Annotated in this window: 6 protein-coding genes; all 6 read right to left on the bottom strand. The window is 75.2% G+C overall.

Annotated elements, in window-relative coordinates; translation table 11 throughout:
* Position 1: 1 nt before the first annotated feature.
* From ADK57_RS18030 to ADK57_RS18005, 6 genes are read right to left on the bottom strand one after another with little or no spacing between them, the layout of a single operon-like run.
* Positions 2-3,613, bottom strand: a complete 3,612-nt coding sequence (locus ADK57_RS18030) for a hypothetical protein (protein WP_053750496.1) — start codon at positions 3,611-3,613, stop codon at positions 2-4.
* Positions 3,610-7,398 carry a hypothetical protein gene (locus tag ADK57_RS18025; protein ID WP_053750495.1) on the bottom strand — a complete coding sequence of 1,263 codons (3,789 nt, stop codon included), beginning with the start codon at positions 7,396-7,398 and terminating at the stop codon, positions 3,610-3,612. The genes ADK57_RS18030 and ADK57_RS18025 overlap by 4 nt, the downstream gene beginning before the upstream one ends.
* Positions 7,398-8,387 carry a hypothetical protein gene (locus ADK57_RS18020; RefSeq protein ID WP_053750494.1) on the bottom strand — a complete coding sequence of 330 codons (990 nt, stop codon included), beginning with the start codon at positions 8,385-8,387 and terminating at the stop codon, positions 7,398-7,400. Before ADK57_RS18020 ends, ADK57_RS18025 begins: the two co-directional genes overlap by 1 nt.
* On the bottom strand, positions 8,384-10,384 hold the full coding sequence (locus ADK57_RS18015) for a hypothetical protein (protein WP_053750493.1): 2,001 nt from the start codon (positions 10,382-10,384) through the stop codon (positions 8,384-8,386). Before ADK57_RS18015 ends, ADK57_RS18020 begins: the two co-directional genes overlap by 4 nt.
* The gene (locus ADK57_RS18010; protein ID WP_053750492.1) at positions 10,381-20,934 is read right to left on the bottom strand and encodes a DUF6603 domain-containing protein; all 10,554 of its coding nucleotides are present in this window, start codon (positions 20,932-20,934) and stop codon (positions 10,381-10,383) included. Before ADK57_RS18010 ends, ADK57_RS18015 begins: the two co-directional genes overlap by 4 nt.
* Complete coding sequence (locus ADK57_RS18005; RefSeq protein ID WP_053750491.1) at positions 20,931-21,446, bottom strand: hypothetical protein; 516 nt, start codon at positions 21,444-21,446, stop codon at positions 20,931-20,933. The genes ADK57_RS18010 and ADK57_RS18005 overlap by 4 nt, the downstream gene beginning before the upstream one ends.
* Between the last annotated feature and the right edge of the window lie 56 nt (positions 21,447-21,502).

Below are 21,502 nucleotides of genomic sequence, written 5' to 3'. Positions count from 1 at the left end.
CTCAGGTCCCGGGGTCGCGGATCTGGATCACGCGTAGCGCCGTGCGGTTTTCGCTGGTCACCACGGTCTCGACGGTGCGCAGCGGGTCGGTCGCGTCGGGGATCGCCGGTCCGGGCAGCAAGTCGTCGTCACAGCGCACGACGGCGAACAGCGCGACCAGGTCGCCGACGGCGAGACCGGTCAGGACGAGGTCGAGGCCCACGACGCGCGGTGCCTCCGGGTCGAAGGGCGGCGGGAACAGCAGCCCGCCGTCCGCGCGCTCGAAACCCGTCCCGGCCACCGCCCAGCCGTCGGTGCGAAGCAGCGCCAGTTTCCGGTCCCGCACACCGACCCTCCAACGCGCGGGCAGCGCCGGCAGGACGACTCCCGGGTGCGGCAGCGCCGGCGCGGGCCCGAGGCCGGGGACAGGGGTCACGGGCGCGACCCGCTGCCACAGGAGCACGACCTCCGTGCGCTGTGGCGGAACCGGCAGCGGGCCGCGATTGCGTACATGCACGAGCAGCCGGTTGATGCCTGGGGCCGGGTCTGCGACCTGCCAGCGTGGCACGGGAAGGGTGCCGGGCGGTGGAGCAGGCGCGGGCGGTGCGAGTTCGCGACCGTACCGGTCGACGTAGCGGACGTGGTCGGGGTCCGAGGCGAGGCCCTTGAATGTGGCCTGCCAGGTGCGCTCGTTGAGCGTCGCCGTCACCGGGATCAGCCGCTCGCGCTGGATCGACTGCCAGGCGGAACGGTCCGTCGGCGTGAACGCCCCCGTCCCGGGCACAAGCCGATGGCCCCAGGTGGCCGCGGCTATTCGCCAGGCGCGGCGGTCGGCGCCGCTCATTGCTCCGCCCGGCCACGGCCGCTCGACCCGCGCCCGGGCCCGGACGACGGCGATGTCCGGGCTCTCCACGAAGCCACTCGGCCTCGGGGGCGGCACGGCGGTCGGCGGTGTGGGGTCGAGCGGGTCAGGCTGACGCAGCACGCCGAGATTCAGCCGGCCGTCGTCGGCGGCACAGACCCGCAGGAACACCTCCGGTTCACGCGCCGGCGTTGCGTGCCGGCCGGTTGCGCGCTCCAGGTCGATCTCCCACGCACCACGCCCGAAGGTGGCAGCACGCAGCAACCGGACGGCGGCGCCCGGCGGCGCCCACAACTGGAGGTCTGAGATGGGCGCTTCGGGCAGTCCGAACGAGAAATCCGACCACACCCACGTCGGCGGCGCGGCGCCGTGGTCGGTACGGACGCCCAGGTAGACGCCCACGTCGGTGCCGGCATACACATCCTCGGGATGCGCCGGGTCGACCAGAATCGAGCGCACCCGGGTGCGTCCGCCGAGGAACGCGCCGAGCTCACTCGGCACCCACCCTGCAGGCGCGGTGCGGTGGAACCACAGCGGGTCGGCGCCCGGTGTGCCCTTGCTGGAGAGGCCGACGTAGAGACGTTCGCCGGTGGCGTCGACCGCGGCGACGGCGGACGGCACGAAGTCGTCCGGCAGGGGGCCGACGTTGGCCGCCACGGAAGAGGTCACCGTGCGGAAGGAAGGAGGGGTGGCATTCGCCGCCTCACCGGCGCGGCGGAAGCCGCGGTTCGCCGTCGCAGCCTGGCGGGCGAGGACGACGCCGGTCCGGGCAGCGGTGCCGATACCGTCGATCCGGTACACGCCCTTGCTCGTGACCACTGCGAGGACGGTGGGCGAGGCCCAGGCCACCGCCAGAGCGGACGACCCGTCGAGCTGATCCGTTGTGGCAGTCCCGGTGTCGAGGGGGTTGGTATCGCTGGGCTGGGTGCGCCAGGTCGCGCCCCAGTCATTGCTGACCCACAGCCGGTGTCCGCCGAAGGCCACCCGCGGTGTCGGCGCAGCGGGGGGCGCAGCGAGCGGTGGCACCTCGACGACCGCCAGTCGGAGGTAGAACGAGACGCGCTTGGCCTCAGCCTTCTTCTTGGCGGCGTTCGCGGTCGGTGGGAAGGCCACTTCGGGCGGCGGCAGCGCCGTCCCGGGCGGCCGGGTGCCGTACAGCTTCGCCCTCGTGTATTGCCACATCCAGCGCGGCCTGGTGGGGTCGATGGCCGTTCCGCCCGCATCGCCGGACCAGACGTGTCGCCGCCAGGTCGGTTCGCCGGAATGGATGAGCATGCCGTTGTCCTGGCTGCCGGCGAGGAGGAACGCGGGCACGGTCGGATGTTGGGCGAGGAACGTAAGTTGGACGGCGCCGATCCCGCCGTGCGCAGTTTGGAACCGGCCGCTCTCGATCGCCGGCCGGGCCCGGTACGCGCCGCCGTCGGTGCCGAGCCACAGGTCGTCACGGTCGAGGCCGCCGTCGGGCAGCCGGTTGTGCGCGATGCAGTGGACGTCGGCGTGCGCGCCGCGGCCGAGGACCGTCCCGACGAGGGTGAGCACGCCGGCGACTATTTGCACCGGGCCACGGCGGACGGCGGCCTGCCAGTCGCCGTCAAGCCTCTCCGTCGATCCGGCGATCACCACTTCGTCGGTCGCCGTGCCGGGCGCCGGGCGGGGCTGCGGCACGATCGCGACGGCTTGGTCATAGTCACCTTGGTCCTTGCCCTGGACCACCCACAGTGACCCGGGGACGCCCGCCGTCACCTCCCGGAACGCGAGGGCGACCGGTGTGTGCGCCAGCCGGAACAGCCGCGCGCGGCGAACGCCGCGGGCCACGTGCGCCAGAGCGTAGACCCGCGGGCCACCGTCCTCGGCGGTAGCGAGGGAGATCCGGCCCAGCTTCGCGCGGTCCTGGGCCGACATCGGCTCCGTGATGCCGGTGCAGGGCGTTACTGGTTGGCCTGTCGCCGATCCGGCCGCGAGCTTGATCCGGACGACGCCGCGGCCGAATACGGCAACGTACAGCCACTCGTCGGCTCCGTCGGACAGCAATGCCACGTCGGTGACAATGACCAGCGGCTGGCCAGGGACGACTGTGCTGAACGGCACCGGCAGGGGAATGTCCGTCCACGCGGCAAACGGTCCGGCGCCCGGCCGCTCGAACAGATTCCCGGATGCGGCGAGCCATGCCCGGTCCGGGTTGGCACTCGTCGGCGGCGGAGTCAGCAGCCGGTAGGACCAGCGGCCGCCGCCGACGGCCTCGTCGGTCCAGACCCGGGGGCCGGCGCCGCCCGCCCGCCCGAACCGCCGGACCGACGTTCCGAGAGATTTCCTCGGCTCGCCGGTCGCGACGAACAGCACATCGTCCTCGCCGTCGGCGTCCGCACCGAACTGCGCCCCCAGCGAGCCGACCACCAGGCCGCCGGCGCCGAAGGCGAGCGCAGCGTTCGGGGTGTCCCGCCAGGGGTCGAGCGGCTGCCATGTCTCGCCGGCGTCCAGCGTCATCCAAGCACCGCCTCCTGCAGTGCCGGCGTAACCGCGCTGCCCGCCCGGGGCGAACGCGATGCTGCGCACTCGCCCGGTGACGCCCGGCCGGTCGGAGGCCTGGCCGCCCGTCGCCACCGTGGGTCCAAGCGGCACCCAGTCGGCGCCCGGGTGCGGGGCGTCCTTCGGCACCAACCGGCCCGCGCTGTCGAGCGTGGGAGCGCCGCCGCGCAGCGCGCCGTCGGTACCGTGCGGGCCGTGGAGCCGCAGCCACGCCTCACGCCGGGCGTTTTGGTCACCCAGCCTCATGATGGCTCCTCCTCGCCGCGGACGAGCCGCAGCCAGCCGTCCTGCACGGCGGCGGGACGTTCCGCCATCCGGGCCTCCGCGGTGGCGGCGGCGATGGGGTCCTCGCGCCACGTCGCCGGGGTGTCCCGGTGCGCCCACGTCGGTGTGATCCCGCCGCCGCCGGGCGCGGGCATCCGGATCGTGGCAGGGTCGACGAGCACGGGCCCGACCCGGAATGACGGTGCGATCCGCTCGAGCGCCTCGGCCGTCCAGTCCCGGTGCAGGCGCACCGACGTCCGCGGCAGCAGCCCGCACGTCGCGTGCACCGCGGCACCGGCGACGACGACGAGAGTGAGCCGTACGGTCTGGCCGGGATGGACCCGAAGCACCGGGTCGGCCACCACGTAGCCCGAGGTGACCGGCCGTGTGCCCGGGGCGGCCGGATCGGCGCCGCTGGCCAGCAGGCCGCGGCGCGGGCCGGAGTCGAGCGCCGCCGCGAGCACGTCACCCGCGACCGGGTGGAACCGGCCATAGTCGTCGTCGACGAAGTAGCCGAGCACGCCGTCGTCCAGCCGGCTGAGCGCGCCCAGCCGGACCGGTACCTCCAGGCGGGCGACCTCGGCGAGTCTCTGCTCACGCAGCCGGCGCAGTGGCTGCGGCGTCTCCGGGGGTGCCTCGTCGGGACCGATCTCGATTCGCAATAGCGCCCGGACGAGGGCGAGCGGCCGGCTCATCAGTCCGGCGAGGTGGTCGGTGCCCGCAGCAGCCGAGTCGACCGTGGCCGCTGTCGTGTCCAGCACCCGCAGCATGGCGGACAGGGGGCTTTCCTCCTCCTCCAGCAGGTCCTCGGTCTCCGGCGCCAATCCGGCAGCGCGGCGTTGCGCGTCGGCCCGGAGGAGGCCGGTGACCACGCCGGCGAGGGGCAGGTCGCCGGGGCCGTTCACGGGGGGCGGCGCGCCGAGCGGTCCGGGCCGGCCGGGTGCGGACTCCCAGAGCACGCCAGGGCCGTCCGGGTCGTGGATGAGCTGTCCGAGCGGTGCGCCGGCCGCGTCGAACAGTTCGGCGGCGTGGTCCACGGGGTCCGGCAGCAGCCAGCCCGCGACGGGGGACGCGCCGCCGGTCTCCTGGTCGACGTGTGCCTCGATGTCCTCGTGCGCGGGGTCGACCAGTCGCAGCATGAGCCGTGCGGGCGTCGTGAGCCGGGGCACGAGTACGCCGGCCGCTCCGCCGGTGCCTTCGCCGTTTGCGGTCAGCGAGCCCGCCACTCGCACTCCCGACAGCCCGGGTGTGAGGTCGACGATGCGGCCGAAGGTGTCGACCACACGTGCCCGCACCAGCCGGAAGGCCCCGGAGCGCAGCAGCCGGGGAACGCGCGCGGGTACCGGCGACACGGCGGCCCCGGGTGTTCCGCCTTTGGCGCGGGCCACGTTGTCGTCCCAGCCGAGCAGCCACTGTCGCAGTCCCTCGAGCGCGGCTGCGGTGACGTCGAGGGTCCGGGATCGGGCGGCGAGCGTGCGCAGCGCCTGTTCGGTGGCCGGCTCGAGGTCGCCGCCGGCCTGGTCGAGCTCCGCCTCGGCGAGCAGCACCGTGCGCACCCGGTCGGCGAACGCGGAGGCGGGACTGGGCGTCAGCAGGCTGCGCCCGGTCAGGGAGCGGATGGTCGTGGTCGGTGCGGCGCCCGGAGCTGCCGACGGCTCGAGGTCGACCTCGCCGAGGTCCCAGGCGCGCAGCGCCGCCGCGTCGTCGTCCGCCAGGTCGACTTCGAGCTCCCACTCGAGGTACAGCGGCACCCACGGCTGCCGCCACCACGTCGTGGCCTGGGGCGAGGGAAGCGTTCCGTCCATGGTGGAGGCCGCCGCCGCCCACGCCACCTTTTTCCCCGCCGCGGCGCTCGCGGCGAGGGCGATCTCGCCGAACACCCGGTTGGTGACCGAGACCGGCGCCGCCCCCGCCGCCTGCGCGGCGGTCTGCGCGGTCTCTGCCGCATGGAAAGGGTCGGTGAGCGCCACCTCGGCGAGGAGTTCCTCGCACTCGGGAGGCAGCCCGCCGTGGCCGAGCGGCGCGACGACCTGGTGGCCCTTGATGACGCCGTGCATCCGGCGTACGGGTTCGCCGGTGAGGCGGCAGGCCAACAGGCCGTCTTCGGTGTGCCGGGTGTCCGAGCCGTGGCGGAGTGAGCGGGCGGCACCGGTGAGGGTGAGCACGGGGTCGGCCGGCACGTGCATCCGGGGCAGCCCGACTTCCACGTCGCGGAAGCCGGCCGGTCCGCGGACCGGCGCCTGCGAGGGCTCGCCGCTGTCGGTCGGGCCGGGCCGTCCGCGTTCCTCGAACACCTCGAGCACGGGTGTGCCGTCGTCGACGATGTGCAGGGCCTTCCGCTGCAGCCCGAACCGGACGGAGGCCGTGCGCGAGCCGTCCTTGCGCGTGCGCCGCGGTGGACCCGCTGCGCGCCGGTCGGCGGCCGTACCCAGCGTGTCGAGGACGGAGTCGGCCGCGCCGCCTGTACGCAGTCGGTCTCCCCTGTCCCGGGTGCCTCCGGGCAGCGCGACGAACTCTGCTCCATGCAGGTCCTCGTCAACGTCGACCGCGCCGTCGGGGTCGTCGTACCGGCCGGCTGTGCCCCGCAGGAACGCTGCGGCAAGCCGTTCGCCGCCGAGCGGGTCGGGCAGTGCCGGGGCGAGCAGGGCGGCGAACGAGTCCTCCGGGCAGGAGCCGAGCGCGGCCGTGAGTGCGCTCGCGGCCGGCCGGTCGTCCGCGCCGACGCCGTCGGGCCGGACTCCATGCACGTGCCCGTGGCAGATGGTCTGGCGCGGGGACCACGCTCCCGGCGCTATCCGCGGGGTGGCGCCTTCGACCAGCCCGCTGTCGGCGGCGGGCACCGGCACTTGGGCGTTCAGCGCGCCCACCTGGAGGGTCGCGATGACCTCGGCCCCCGTGGCCCGCGGGCCGGTCTGCTTCCGGGCGGCGGTGGCCGCCTCGCGCGCGGCGTTGGCGGACGCCCGGGCGCGGGCGAGCGCGTCGGCGTCGATCGACCACCGCAGCCGCGCCAGCAGCGCCTCGAAGCCTCGCGCGGCGTCGGCGCCAGCCAGCGGGTCCAGGGCGGGGTCGGAATACCAGCCGGCCACCAGGTAGCTGAGGGTTCCGGCGGCGTCCGCCCGGTCGAGGTCCGCGAGGTCGTCGTGCACGGCGAACCGGTCGATCACGCCGTCGAGGACCGCCGCCCAGGCCGGGTCCCCGCCGCTGACGGCGGTCAGCGAGCCAGGCTGCAGCCACGGTGTGCGGGCGCCGGGCGCCGGGTCGGCGGCCTCGGCCCAGATGCCGAGCGGGCGGGTCAGCCCGCGGTCGGACTCCACCACCCAGGCCGCCACCCGGCGCGGCGTGCCGCCGCCGATCCGGGCCACGAGCCACCGGTTGGGCACCACTGGCATGCCGAGCTGCGCCGGGCCGGGAGCCGAGCCGGCGTCGTGCGGGACGGTGCCGGTGGCCAGCGCGTCGGGCAGCGCCCAGTGCAGGTAGACACCGGGCGAGCGGCCGCCGGTCACAGGCGTGAACGGCGGCGGCGCGGCCAGCGTGCCGGGCTGGGGGGCACTGCCGGCGGACGGCTCCGCGCCCTCCGGCAGTCGGCGGGCGACGTCCGCCCACTCCTCCTGGGCCGCGGATGTGACGACGAGGGCCTGGACGTCGACCGGAACGAGCAGGCGGGGCTCCCGCCAGAGTGTCGGCGCCCAGGTGACCAGGGCCGAGGGCGGCAATCCGGCGCGGGCGAGTACGGAGAACTGCGCCGAGAGGTCCGGGCGCTCCGCCATCAGACCGCCCGCCAGACCGTCGTCAGCGCCTCGATCGTCAGATCCGCCCGGACGACGTGGAAGTCGTCGACAGGCGCGGGCGCGTCGGTCTCGCCGAAAACCTGACGGTAGGGCAGCTGGAGCATCTGGAGGGCGTACTCGGCGGGTCCCATTGTCGGGCCGAGGACCCCCTCGCTGTCCGCCGCTTGCAAGGCCGCGACAAGGTTCGCCACCGCGACGACACCGGGCGCGCCGCGGCGGAACGGCACCGGGACGGCGACGTCGCCGCCGCCGCGCTGCACCCGCCGGCCGGTCGCCGGGTCCTTGAGCGCGGCGGTGATCGCCCCGCCGGCCGCGGCGGGTTCCTCGTCAACGCCGAACTGGATGCCGGCCCGCGGCTCCTCGATGCACACCTGGTCCGGCACCCCGTCGACCAGCGCCAGCAGCACCGCCGGCGCGAGCCGCTCAAGCCGTAGCATGCGCATCTCCTCCAGGCCGGACAACGGGTCGCCGCCCGTCTCCGGCGCGGTCCGGCGGTAAGCGCGGACGGCGATGCCGGGCCAGCCTGAGATGGCGCGTGAGCGGGCGAGGAAGCCGGTGACCGCCTCGGCGTCACCCGTCACGGACGGCGCTCCCGACAGCTTCGCGCGAACGTCGTGCTCGGCGGCGTCAACGGCGTCCCGCACCGCCGGCCAGCGCGCCGCGACGTCGATCCGGTCGCGGGTGCTGACCGCACCGACCGAGAGCAGACCCTGGACGAGCGCGTCGGTCCAGTTCCGGTCCAGGTGAAAGAAGCGGATCGACTCTGGGGGAAGCAGCCGCTCGTCCGGCACGACGTATTCGAACGGAACGCCGTCGAGCACACGCAGCCGGACGAGGATGTCGACGAGTTCGGGCGGCAGAATGTCCGGTTCGCCTGCCACCCCGTCGGTGTCCGGCGGGGTCTTCGTCGACGCGGCTGCGGCCATCGCCACCGAAAGGGCGGCCGCGCCCGTGATCGAGGCCTTCATTGCCCGTTTCCCTCCATCGTCTGAGCGCCCGGGAACAGTGCCTCCACCGTGTCGTCGGTGGCGGCGCCTGCCGTCGGGGCGTCCGGGTGCGGCATGGCGGGGCTGGTCGGCCCGGCAAACCGCCCGACGTCCGCGGTCAGTTCAACGACCCGGGCTGCGAGCTCGGCCGCGAGCGGCGCGAGCAGCCCGGGCTGCTTGGCCAGCGCCTCGAACCCGACCGTGGCGACCGGCGCCAGCAGCTCGGCCGTCACCTCCGGCCGGGTGCCGCCCTCGAGCGATGCGCGCAGCTGTCGCAGCGGCATCCCGAGGCCTCTCGAGATCGTTGCCGCCGGGTCGCGTAGCAGGTCGAGGTCGGGCAGCGGGTCGACGGCCGGCCGAGCCGGCAGCAGCGCGTCGACGGTGTCTCCGCCTACCGTGGCGAGAAGCGTGTGGCCGAGCGCGGTGGCGAAGGAGTCAACGGTCAGTACGCCGTTTTCCACCAGCGCCCAGCCGGTCGCCAGGGTGCCGAAGACGGCGGCGGAGCCGGCCTCGCCGGCCCGCCGCGCGGTGAACTTGCGGCGGCGCCATTCGTGCAGCGATGCCACGGTCGAGGGCGAGGAGAGCGCGAGCAGCCGGCCGAGCTCGAACGCGGCCGCCTCGCCCACCTCGGCGCGGCCGTCCTCCGCGACCCGGCGGAGCTGGTCGCTGACGTGCACCGCCGTCGCCGGCCGGCGCTCGATGGCGCGCGGCACGAACGGGCCGCGGTACCACGACGATGTCGCCCCGCCGGCCCGGTCCGTCCCGCCGAGCACCACGTGCCCGGTCTCCGCGACGGCCGGGATCCGGTCGGTCGGGCCCGCCGAGGCGGGAGCCGTGCCGAGCAGGCCCACGTCGAGGTCCTGCACGAGCGTCGCGAAGTCCTGGTCGCCCTCGCAGCGGAACTCCCAGGACATCAGGACCGGGAAGCGGAGCAGGCGCGCGCCCGGGTCAATGACCTCGAACGAGACGTCGAGGATCACCGACCCGCTGCCCAGTCCCGCCACCCAGGTCGCGGCAGACGCCGGCACCGGCGCGGCCTGGGCCGCCGCCGGTGCCGGCGTCGCAGGCGCCGTCCAGGCGTCGGCGGCGGCGTGCCCGCTGCTGGCGGGTGAAGGCAGGGCCTCCACCTCCTCGCGGTCGACAGCATCCTTCGGGAGCTTCGGCGCGAGCCCGCCACCCGCGGCGTGCCTGCTCCGGTCGATGGCCCCTTTGAGAAGGACGCCGTCGCTGCGCGACAGCCGGGCCTGCGCGATGTCGCGGTCGGCGAGTTCGTAGACCGTCGTCTTCGTGATCCGTTCCTCCACCGGCGGGTTGTCCGGCAGCTGGTCCCATTGGCCCTCGAGGCTGACCAGGCAAGCGCGGTACCGCATGCCCGGCCGCGGCAGCCGGGTGCCGAGGACGACGGCGACCCAGCCGTCGTCGTCGCCCTGCGCCAGCTCGGTGTCGTCGAGCGGCACCTCCCGCACATGGCAGGTGAAGGGCAGGTCCTGCCGGCTCGGGAAGAGTTGGCGGACCACCCGGACCGGGACTTCGACGGCCGCGCACGTTGCACCGTCCGGGTTGGGGCCGGTGAGCCGGACGCCGGCCGTCAGCGCCTGCTCCACCGGCACGGACGGCAGGTACGTGCCCTCGGCGTCGCTGAGCAGGACCAGCGCCAGCCACGGCCGCTCGGGCGACGCCGCGCGTTCCCAGGGAAGCGTCTTGCGGCGTAGAGCGACCTGCGCCAGCCGGGTGGTGAACGGGCCGTCACCGTTGGCGGGCGGGAAGGTCGACAGGACCTCCGTAGCCGCCAGCCGGTAGCGCGGCCCGGTGACCCGCACGTGCCGCACGTCGTCCGGGACCGCACCGAGGTCCGGGTCGCCGCCGACGGTTTGGCTGACCCGGACCTCGTAGTCACCGGCGACGAGCGGCGGCTCCATCCGGTCGTGCAGGACGATCGTCCGGGTCGGCACCGGGCCCTTGCGGCTGACCGGGCTCATGAGCCCTCCTCGTGGATCAATCGGACGGTTGCGGAGCCGATGCTGCCTCCCACCAGGGGCGCGACCAGGCCCTCGACGCCCGAGTCGATCACGTCGCGGGCCATCAGGTCGGCCGAGTCCGTGCCACCGACCACGGCCGCGACCTCCCAGCGCGCGTCCGACGCGATCGACACCGTCGCTGTTTCTGCCGGACGGGTACGGCCGGCCGCCGCGGCGGCGTCCTGTACCCGCACCAGCACGTCGGGGTCAGCCTCAACCGGGTAGAGCAGCACCGTCCGGCGGCCCTGTACCACCGGCACCGGCGCCAGCACGCCATCAGGTCCGGTGCGGCGTCGAAGCCCGGCGAGGCCGAGGACGAGTCCGTCGACGGTGTCGCCGGAGATCCGGTCCAGAGCGACGAGGAGGGTGCGCGAGCCGGCGGGCAGCACGGTCTCGACCACGCCGGTGCCACGGACGAGGTCCCCGGCGCGCACGATCGCCGCGCCGCGCGCCGAGCGGTCACCGACAGCCTCGCGGCCCGATGTGGCCGGGCCCCGCAGGATGGCTCCTGGGACGAGTGCCGCTCCGGGCGCCACCTGCACCGCCGGTCCCGCGGCCGCCCAGCCCGCCAGTCCCGCGGCCGAGGGCTGCCCGATACCCACGCCGAGAACGGCGAGGGTCGCCGTGCCCGGCGGTACCTCGACTTCCCCGGCTGCCAGTGTGGTGTCGGAGAGGGCCCGGGCGGTCACGTCGAGGGCCACGACGCGGACCGCCCCGCTGCCGGCCGCGCCGGCGGCGACGCGCAGCACCGGCCGTTGTGGGGCCGCGTCGTCATGGGGATTCGGCAGGCCCAGCACGAGGGCCTGCCCCGGCACGACGGTCAGGCCGGAGTCGTCCGAGAGCTGGGCGGCTGCGTCCCGGAGGCGCCTGCGCACCTGTGGGTCGACGGCGGGCGCGCGGCGCAGCTCGCCGGGCCCGCCGGCTTGGTTGGTACGCACGCCGCCGTCGGCCGGACGCACCGTCGAGCCGCTGCGCTCCAACCGACCGGGCGCCACCAGGAGCCGGGCCGGCACGGCACGGTCGGCGAGCCGACCGAGGTCCGTGGAAGGAGCCGCTCGCCTGGGGAGCGTGGCGGCGGCCTCGGCTGCGGCGCCGCGGAGCTTCGTGACCGTCGTCCGGCCGCCGCTGTGCCCGGCCGTGACGCCCGTGTCGAGCAGCGCGAGGACCGCAGGCCGGCCGACGTGGACGTCGACCCCGGAATCCGGCGGCGGCGCCGGCCGCTGGGTGAGCACGGCGGGCAGCTCCAACGCGGGGCCGAGACCCTCGGTGATCCGCACCGGCCGCGGCACCGCCTGCCAGTTGCGGACCCGGCGGCGCAGCAGCCGGACTCGCTCGGCCTCGCCGGCGTCCGCCGCTGCGAGTGTGCCGAGGAGCTGCGTTGCCGGGCCGGGATGGTCCCGCGTCGCCCGCGCGACGTCCGGGCCGAGGGTGAGCCACTCGATGACCGTGCCGGCCAGCTCGCGCTGCGGGGTCGTGGAGGTGTCGGCGCGTACGGCCTCTCCCGCAGCCGGGCGGATCTTGGGCCGGGCCGCCTGCTCGCCCGTGAACGGCAGCGGCTTGCGGAGGGTGCGATCCTCCTCCACCTGGTAGGGGTCGAACGATGCACTGCCGCCGGCGTCCACCAGCCTCGCCCGGGCCCGCAGGTCGACCCCCGTGCAAGCCGTCACCAGGTCGACCCCGGAGGCGAGGGCGGGCGATGCCTGGCCCGGGGGCAGCGCCCGCCACACCGCGGGCGGCACGCCCTGGGTCCGGGGGGCGGCCGTCAGGCGGGCCGTGTGGTCGCCCGCCGCACCGGCGACGCCCATGGCGCGGACGGTCACCCGCCAGTCCGAGGCCAGCGCGGCCACGTCCATCGGCCCCACGCCCAGGCCGCCGACACCGGCGACCATCGTGCCGGCGTAGCTGCGCGCGGCGAGCGTCGTCGCGGCGGTCAGGTCGAACTCGGGCAGGACCGGCCACGGCGCGGTGGCATTGCTGCCGTCGTTTCGGGACTCCGCGGGTTCGCCCGGGGTGGCGGCTGCCCCACCGGATACCGACACGGTGAGCACTTGGCCGCCGCCTGGCCGCAAGTACTTGTCGAAGAACGCCGGCCAGGAGAGCGCGGCGCGCTCGGGCGGCGCCTGCGGGCCGAATCGGAACGGCACTTCAACGGGCCCCATCTGCAGCGTCGCCGTACCGTGCACCTCCGGGCCCTCGATGTGCAGGCGGGCGCCGATCGAAATGCTCAGGTCGATGACGATGGAGCCGAACCAGCCCAGGTCGATCTCGATCCGGATCCCACCGGTCACCGAGGCGTAGACGTCGATCTCGAAGTACAGCGGGTCGAATCGCACGAGCGCGTCGAAGCCCGCGATCACGCGCGCGTACGCCGGCCCGGCGCGGAAGCTGACGTCGATCCGGGCGCCGACCATGACCGCCGTGGAGCAGAGCGCGAAGTAGGTGGCGCCGCGGATCGAGAGGAACTCGCCGAGGGTCCAGGACAGCCCCAGTCGTGGCACTTGCGGGTAGCGGGCGACCTTGAAGTTCGGGTGGTAGCCGCCGAGCGTGACGACGAAGTCGCCGGTGCGGAACCAGGTGACGAACGCGAAGCCCCCGGTCAGTCGCGCATCCGGGCTGATCACCCACGAGTTGTCGGTGAGCTGCGCCTGGATCCACAGCACCATTTCGCGGGTGCTGAACCTGGCGATCAGTGCGAGTTCGATCTGTGCGATCGGCTGCCGCGGGTTGGGCAGCCCGAGCCGTGCCAGGCCCAGCAGGGCGATCTCCACGCCGTCGCCCACGCTCACCGAGACCAGCGCGACGCCTTCGACGATGCTGAACGAGGTGAAGGAGACACCGGCCGCAAACCAGATCGCCCCGCGCTGCGGCGGGAACGCGTGGCCCATCTGCTGCAACGCACCCATCGGGTCGGCAGCGATCGAGCTACTCGGGTCGAGTGCCTGGACCAGCGGGAACCGCGGCAGCGCCGCGACGTCGGTGGGCAGCACCAGGGCCCGGTTGATGCCGACGCCGCCTCCGACGCCGGTGACGAAGAACGCGGGCACGCCGCCGAGGGGGGCATGCAGCGCGGCGACAACGAACAGCGACACGTAGGTGTCGCTCGAGCGCGGCACGGGGTAGACGCCGAATCCGCCGAAGGCGTTGACACCGAAGCCCGCGGCCGAGATGGCGACCGTGCCGAGGTACGACGGCGGGTCCCCCCGGGTGGCACCGGCGGTCTTGAGCAGCGCGCCCGCCAGACTCACCCCGCTGCCCTGGTAGCCGACAGCGAGCCCGGCGAGGTCGAGCCGCCACTGGGAGATCTCCCACGGCGCGGGCCACGGCAGGTTCAGCTCAAGGTCGTCGACTTGGGCGGTGAGCCCGGCGATGCTCACGCCACCGTCGACCAGGAGCCGCAACCGGGTCACGGTGCCACCCGATCGCGTGACCCCGAAGCCGAACTGCTCGATGTAGACCGGCCCGAGGTGCGCCTGCAGCGGCAGCCACCACGGCCCCGCGCCGTCGCCCATCCGCAGGTCGACGGTCACCGGGTCACCGGCGCGGGAGAGAAGCACCAGTTCGGGGCTGAGCGCCGGCGCGGGCTTCTGGGTGTCACCGGAGCCGCCGGCAGAGCCACCGGTCGCGTCGGCGTCGAGCACCTTGGCAGCAACGCCGTTACCCCCGGCGCCTCCCGCGCCGCCGAGCGGCACGGCGAGCCGGTCGAGCGCCAGGCGGCCGCCGAACAGTGTGGGCGGGACAGGGACGAACGCTGCCGAGAGCGCCACCGAGCGCAGCCGTACACCGAGGTCGAGGAGATCCTCACCCTGCTGCCCGGCCAGCCGGATGGTCGCGCCGCGGACCGCGACGGTGACGCCGCGGACCGGCTCGGAGTGCGTGGGGTCGACAGTCAGTGAGAGCTCGACGCCGCCGTCCGCCGCCGCGATGCCGGCCCACTCTGTGGCCACCTCGAGCCCGATCCGGATGTCGCCTGCATCGACGAGCCACCAGGTCTCGCCTGCCGCTACGCCGAGCCGTACCCGCAGGGTGGCGGCGTTGCCCACGAGGTTCGCGTCGCCGGTGACCGTGAGCGGACCGACGCTGAGCGTGGGCGTGAACGCGTTGAGCAGATTGCCGCCGAGCGCGACGACACGGCCGAGCAAGGCATCCGGGTCGAGCACGTCCGGCACCGGCGCCCAACGAGCTGTGGCGCCGGTTCCCGTCCGGCGCAGTATCACGCCGTCGAGCACCTCGCCGATTGTCCCGGGCCCGGCGCCGACTGTCGTGTCGAGCAGATCGTGGGCCGCCTCGGTGCCGATGCCGAGCACGAGCGGCGTGAGCACCCGGGCGCTTGCCAGGCCAGGGTCGTCGCCGACCGGCGCGCCGGTGCCGTCGACGACCCCGACCGTCAGCTCCTGACCGGGGGACACGGTCGCGGCCACGACGCGGAGGGCGGTGGCGGCGACAGGGCGGCCGGGCGCCTCCGGCACGACCAGCCCGGCGCGGACCGTCGGGCGGCTCGTCGGTGTCTCGGCGCCCGTGGGTGCGCGCTCGGCGGGCGCATACCGCGCGTCGAGCCATGGGCGCAGCGGCACTCCGAGGATCGCGAGAAGGTCGCCGTCGAGGCTCGCGCCGCCGGATACGAGGGCCAGGCCGTGCTGGTCAACAGCGACCGTGCCGCGGACGGAGCCGAACGGTATGCCGTCCACGAGCACTGGTGCCTCGGCTGTTACGTCGAGCCGCACCCCGGTGCCCGCTCCGGAGCCCGAACGGGCAAGTGCCAGTGTGACCCGCTCCGCGATGACCACCTGCAGCCGGGTGCCATCGGCGGCCGGCGTGACGACGACGACGCCGACCGGTAGCGGGGCGAGCACCAGGTCGGCGAGGTCGCTCAGCGCCCCGACGACGTCGCCGACGTGGTCGCGGAGGCGCTCCAGCAGCGCCGCGGACGGATCCTCCGCCAGGGTGCCAAGCGTTGCGGCGTCGAATCTCCGACCCGCGTCGGCATCCGCGCGCAGTCCCAGCGCGTCGCCGATTGCGGCCACGACGGCGCCGATCTCGCCCGCCTCGGTCACAACGGCGTCCAGCACGGTCGGCAGCAGCCGGACGGCGGCTTCGCCGACGAGTTCACCGAGGCCGGGTCCCGCGGGCACGAGCGGCAGTATGTGCTCCGGCGGGCCGGGCAGGACGAGGTCGAACCGGACGATGTCCTCGGCGACGAGTCGCAGCACGGCGAGCGCGGCCGGAGCGTCGGCCGGTCGGAGCGCCACATCGGCGGTGAGCCGACCTTGTGCCCGGGTCCCGGTCGCGGGGTCGAACTCGATCCGAACGCCGGCGGCGACCGCGACGACGGCGCCGGCAGCGGCCGTGGGCGCCGCCGTGCCGAGGGACACGGTGAGCCCGCCGGCCGTCGGGTCGCCGACCACCGCGAGGTCCAGACCGTACGGGAGCGGCAGGTGCCCGGTTGGGGTTGCGGCCGTGCCGAGCCCGGTGAGCGCGCGGGCGGCGTCCACGAGCTCGGCCGCGGCGCGGCCGGCCGTGCTGCCGGGCGTGGTGAGGTCGAGTGCCGCGCGCAGCGCGGCGGCCGGGTCGACGACGAGGGCCACTGGCAGTCGGACATGCGCGATGCCATCCGAGTCCGCGGCGCCGAGCAGGCCGAGGGCGCGCAGCACGCGGTCCAGTGCCGTCCCGGCCGTTGTGCCGTTCAGCGCGCCGCGCAGCGCAGTGATCCCGAGCCGGGCGAGGGCTGCGGGCGCGCAGGCGAGCGCCGGCCGGGCCAATTCCGGCACGACATCGCCCGCCGTGTCCGGCGGCGGCCACAGGGGCAGGCGCCGCGGGAACCACCCGGCCGGGACATGGGGTGCCAGGTCCAGCCCTGCGCTCAGGGCGGCCGGGCCACCGGGTGGCAGTTCCAGCGCCAGGTAGGGCAGGTTTGACGCCGGGGCAGCGGCTTCGAGCCGCGCCGAGCCGGATACCCGCGGGCCGCCGTCGACCAGTTCCATCCGGCAGGTGCCCGAGAAGGTGAGAACGCCCGCGAGGGAGAGCACGGCAGCCACGTCGAGCGTCGCGGCGGCGCCCGAGGAGAGCGGGTCGAGGTCGAGCAGCAGGCGCAGCCCGTCGATGGTCACATCGACCCGGGCGGGCCCCGGGGCATCCGTTGCGGTGCCGGGGGTGAGGTCCTGCGGTGAGGCGACGCCGGCCAGCACGCGCAGGGCCCGGGCGAGTTGTCGCCGCCGCGGCGCACCGCCGGGGCCGCCGCCGACCGATTCACGAAGCGCTGTGCCCGGTGCGACGAGGAACCGCTCGACCGCCTCGGCGACGAGGCCGACGTGCCCGGCATCGTCCAGGGTTGCGATCCCGAGCGCCTGGAGCACCTCGGCGAGCGCGCGCGCCGCGCCGGTGGCCGGCAGTGGCCCGCCGTCGTCCGTGGTGCCCAGCGCCGAGGCCAGTCGAAAGAGCAGCACGCGTGCCTCGGCGGGCAGCGTGGCGGCACCGTCGTCGGTCAGTCGCAGCGGCCAGGCGACCCGCTCGACACCGAGTGCCTCGGCCTCGTGCAGCACGATCGCAACGGTGGCGCGCCCACCGGGGTGCAGTTCGCTGGCCAGCACGAGTTCGGCCCAGCGCAGCCGCGGCGGCCGGGCGGCGGGCGGTATCCCGGTCTCGGGCAGCGGGCCGCCGACGAGCCAGCCGGCCTCGCGCCGCAGCGCGACCCGCAACTCGACGGCCGGCGGCCGGAGGCCTGGCAGTTCCAGCGGTTCTTCGCCCTCGCCGGGCACCCGTGTGCCGAGCCGCGGCCCGCTGATCGTGGTCCGGACGGTCACCGCGATGCCGCGCTCGTCTGGCGCCGAGGGCAGGTCGTGCCGGACGCCCGTGGCGAGCGCGGTGACCGCCGGGCGGCCGGGCTCCTCGGAGTCGTCGGCAGGTGTGACGAGCGGCGGCAGGGCGCCGAGTGCCGAGAGCCCGCCGTGCAGCGCGGCCCTGACGGCCTGCACGATCCCGTCCACGACATCCGTGGCGGCCAGCGCCCCGGTCACCGACTCGCGTGTGACGGACGCGGCCTCCGACGGCCAGGCGGTCGGCGCGGCGAACTCGGCGGGTGGCAGCGGGTCGGTGCGGAGCAGCGTGTCGAGGGTGCCGACGAGCCCCGCTCCCGCGCGGAGGTCGTCGGGCAGCTCCGCCGAGCCCGGTTCAATCCCGGCCGCGAGCCATATTGCGCGAAGCGCATGCACGGCGTCCGCAGTCGGCCGCAGGTCGGCAAAGCCGACCGTCGCGCCGTCCAGGGGTGTGCCGAGGGTGACCAGGCGGCCGATCCCGCCGGCCGCCGTGGCGGCGAGCAGCCGCGCCGGGAGACCGGCGGTGGAGTGCGCAATCACTGTCAGGGGGCCGCCCGCTTGGGCGCGCACCGCCTCGACACAGGTCCGCAACCGGGCGACAAGATGGTCGAACCCGTCGTCCGGCGCGGTGGGATCGACCCGTGCCGCGCCCCTGGCCGGCAGCGCGACGAACCAAGGTCCGGGGCCGTCGATCGCCGCGAGGTCGAACGCCGCTGGTGGCAGGGCCGGTGCTGTGAGGTCGATCAGCCGTGCCGGGTCGAACAGCGGCCAGCGCGCCGGGTCACCGAGCGGGCCGGTCACGAACAGCGCGGTGGCCGGGTCAAGTGTGCCGTCCTCCCACGCCGCTTGGAGGCCGGCGTGGTCGACGCCGGCCAGTGTGCTCGCCGTCCACCGCGCGGGCGTCGCGCCTGCCGCAGGCAGCAGGCCGTCGCCGCCGGTCAACCGGTCGCGCAGCGCTGCGAGCGACGTCGCCAGATCGGAGCGGCCGCGGACGACGTCGCCGAGGCCGGGCAGTACCGTCGCCGCCTGGGCAAGCAGGGCCGCCAGGTCTGTCGGCGAGGGCGGATCGCCGTCCTCGCCGACGCCGAGCTCGAGCCATGAGGGCAGCGCGACACCCGTCAGGTCCGAGCCGAGCGGCACATCTGGCCCCTCCGGCTCGCACCACAGCAGCAGCTCGGCTCCGCGCGCGCCGCCGGCCGCAGCGGCCGGCGCCGTGGCACCCGCTGCACGCAGCCGCAGCGCCCACGGGTCAGCGGGCGTGCCGATGCCCCGAAGCGCCGCGTCCGCCGGGTCGTCGTCCTCCAGCAGGTCGCCGAACAGCGCGGCGAGCCAGGCCACCAGCGGGGAGAGCATGACAGCCGCGTCGCCGTCCCCGGCCAGGCTGCGAAGCCAGTCGAGCAGCGCGCCGACCGGGTCGGCGACGAGGCTGTCCAGTGCCAGGTGAGCAGGTACGCCCGGGCCGTCCGAGCCGTCGCCCAGCCCCCAGCCGAGCAGGTCGCCGAGCGCCCGCAGTACCGGGCTGCCGGCCGACCGCAGCGCGTACCCGGCGAGCGCCTCAAGCGATGGCCACGGCGGCTCCGGTGCGGCCAGGTCGAGCGGCAGCTCGAGGCCGCCGACGTCGAGCACCAGTGCCGGCGCCGAGCCGGTGACGCGCAGCCCGTCGGCGGGCGTCCAGCGCAGCTCCGCCGCGAGGGCGTCCGCCCGGATGCCGAGGAGGGGGTCGCCGAGGAGCAGCGGCCCCTCGATCCGGGCCCGCACCCCGAGCGACGTCGCCAGTTCGGCGGCCGGCCGGCCGCCGGCAGCCGTCGGCAGTGTCAGCGTGCAGAGGCCCCCCTCGATCTCCAGGGCCAGCGCGCCGACACCAGGGACGCCGATTGCGGCCGGGGCGGCTCGCAGACCGAGCGTCAGCCGGTGCGGCGCACCCGCGGTGCCCGCCTCAGCAGTGCAGGTGAGTTCCACGTCGGCGGTCGGATCATCGTCCAGGGCGATCCGCCACGGATCGTCTGCCGTGCCACTGCCTGGAACGGGACCGGCGCGGACGTTGACTGCCGCGTCGGGGCGGGGCAGCAGCCAGCCGAGCTCGGCGAGCAGCACGGGCAGGTCTCCGGCGGCCACTGCGCCGGCCACTGAGGCCGCCAGGGCGCCCAGCGGATCGGCGAGGAGGTCCGCAAGGTTGACTCGGTGCGGCCAGGCAGGCTCGCCCGCGCCGCCCCGGTCGTGCGGGTCGCGCAGGCCGAGCAGGCTCAGAGCAGCCCGGACTTGGTCCCCGGCACCGAGTCCGGTCAGGGCCTGCTCCACGAGGGCGTCGAGCGTTGCGGCTCCGAGGTCGGCGACGGCCTGCGCGTCGGTGAGGTCGACCCGCTCCCGCACCACCTGTCGGGCGCCGCTGCCGACGACGACCTCGTGCGCCGCGAGCAGCGGGACCAGGCGGCGGTCGGCATCCAGTGCGAGGCCGGCCGACAGCGAGCCTACGACGACCGCGACGGGCGCCGCTTGCTGCACGAGGGCCGGCGCCGCGCCCCGCGGCGCATCCGGCCCGGCCCGCCCGAACAGCCGCAATCCAGGTACGGCCGTCGCCTCAGGAACGGCGCCCAGCCGCAGCGCGACGATGTCGACTTCCGCACGGCCGAGCAGTCGCGGTAACGCAGCCACAGCCGGGGTGTCGACGTCCACCGCAACACGGGGCGTCAACACCGGCGAACCGTCTGCGGCGGCACCGAGCAGCAGTGCCACCTCAAAGGTCGCCTGGCCGACCGGCAGGCGGACGCGGGCCGGCCGCTCCGGCGTCCCGTCTCCCTCGACGACAGCGTGCTCGGAAAGCAATTCCGCCAGTGCATCGGCCCAGCCACGCGCCGCGGCCGGGGCCGCGAGCGAACGCAGCCAGGACCAGAAAGCCACACGCCCGCTCGCAACGAGGTCCGCAAGCGGCAGCGGCGGCACCACGCCGTCCGCGCCCAGACCGATCATCCGCAGCAGTGCGCCGAGCCGCGGGTTCGCACTCTCGGCCAGGCCGCGCAGCAGGGTCGCGCCGACCTGCAGTGCCTGGTCCGCAAGCGGGTCGGCAGCGTCGAGCTTCAGATCGATCGGCTCGGCGTCGCCGAGCCGCAGGCCCTCCGCGGTGACGACGACGTGCGGGGCACGGGCCCCGTCGGTGGGCACCTGCATGACTGCGCGCAGCGCCTCGACGTCGATGGCACCCCCCTCCGTGCCGGGCTCGAGGCTCGCGTCCAGGTGCACGTCGCCGAACGGCGTGCCAGGGGCGAGCACCGCGGCGCCTGAGAGCGGGACGGCGACGAGCGGAACGACGGCGCGCAGAGCGACGCGCGGCCGGTCGGCAGGCGCATTGTGCGTATACCGCACGCCGAGCCCGACGACGGTGCGTTCGGCTGCCAAATGATCCAGGACGACGGAGAGGTCGAGGTGGTCGGTACGGCCGGATGTGCTCGCGCCGAGCTCCGGACCGACCAGTGGCAACCAGTCTCGGTCGTCGACCGTCTGCGCGGGCCCCAGGTCCAGCCCCGCCTCGGTGAGCACGCCCTGCACGACCGCGAGCAACCGCCCCCGTCGGCGGGCGTCGTGCAACACGCCCTTGAGGGTCCGGCCCGTGTCGGAGAGGAACGCGCCGTCGAGACTGCCGTCGCGAGTCACGCCCAGGGCCTCGAGCAGGTCGCCGACGAGTCCCTCGGCCCGGACGGCGGTCACAGTGGCCGCCGGTCGATCGGGTGCCGGGCCTGCGGCACGATCCTCAACATCTCGCCGTCGGATGAGACCGCGCCGGGCAGGAGCGGCCGGCCGTCGGCGTCGACCCCCGCAGTGGCTGCGGCGGCGGTGACAACGTCGAGCAGTGCCCGGTAGACAGCGGCTACGACGACTTCGCCCCACTGCTCGACCAGCAGCGGCAGGCCGTCCGGACGGGTGGGGGCCGCCATGACAAGGCCCGCCGCGAGCGCCGGGGAGCCGAGGGCCAACGGCACGCTGATCTCTGCCGGGCCGGTCTGGTCGGTCTCGACTCGTACCCCGACGACCAGCGCTCCGGGGCCGAGCGCCACCCTGGCACGGGATGTGTGTACGGCGATCTCGCTGTCGCCGCGGACCCACACGACCGACCGCGTGCCGTCCGCCATGGCGAGCGCCGCGCGCAGCAGCTCCTCCAGCCGCGGGCGCGTCAGCGTCAGCTCCTTGGCGATTCCGCCGGCCGGGAGGACCGCGACCATGCCGGGCTCAAGCAGCTCCTGACGACGACGCGGTGCGAGGGCCCTACGGGCGAGCG

Origin of the sequence: Streptomyces sp. MMG1533 (assembly GCF_001279775.1) — a bacterium.
GTDB lineage: Bacteria > Actinomycetota > Actinomycetes > Streptomycetales > Streptomycetaceae > Streptomyces.
The sequence above is the reverse complement of the archived record's forward strand: the minus strand, read 5'-3'. Positions and strand labels throughout refer to the sequence as shown.

Bases quoted from the DNA above. Each gene is read 5' to 3' on its own strand.
- ADK57_RS18025 (WP_053750495.1), bottom strand. From the start codon at position 7,398: ATGGCGGAGCGCCCGGACCTCTCGGCGCAGTTCTCCGTACTCGCCCGC.
- ADK57_RS18015 (WP_053750493.1), bottom strand. From the start codon at position 10,384: ATGAGCCCGGTCAGCCGCAAGGGCCCGGTGCCGACCCGGACGATCGTC.
- ADK57_RS18020 (WP_053750494.1), bottom strand. From the start codon at position 8,387: ATGAAGGCCTCGATCACGGGCGCGGCCGCCCTTTCGGTGGCGATGGCC.
- ADK57_RS18005 (WP_053750491.1), bottom strand. From the start codon at position 21,446: ATGGTCGCGGTCCTCCCGGCCGGCGGAATCGCCAAGGAGCTGACGCTG.
- ADK57_RS18030 (WP_053750496.1), bottom strand. From the start codon at position 3,613: ATGAGGCTGGGTGACCAAAACGCCCGGCGTGAGGCGTGGCTGCGGCTC.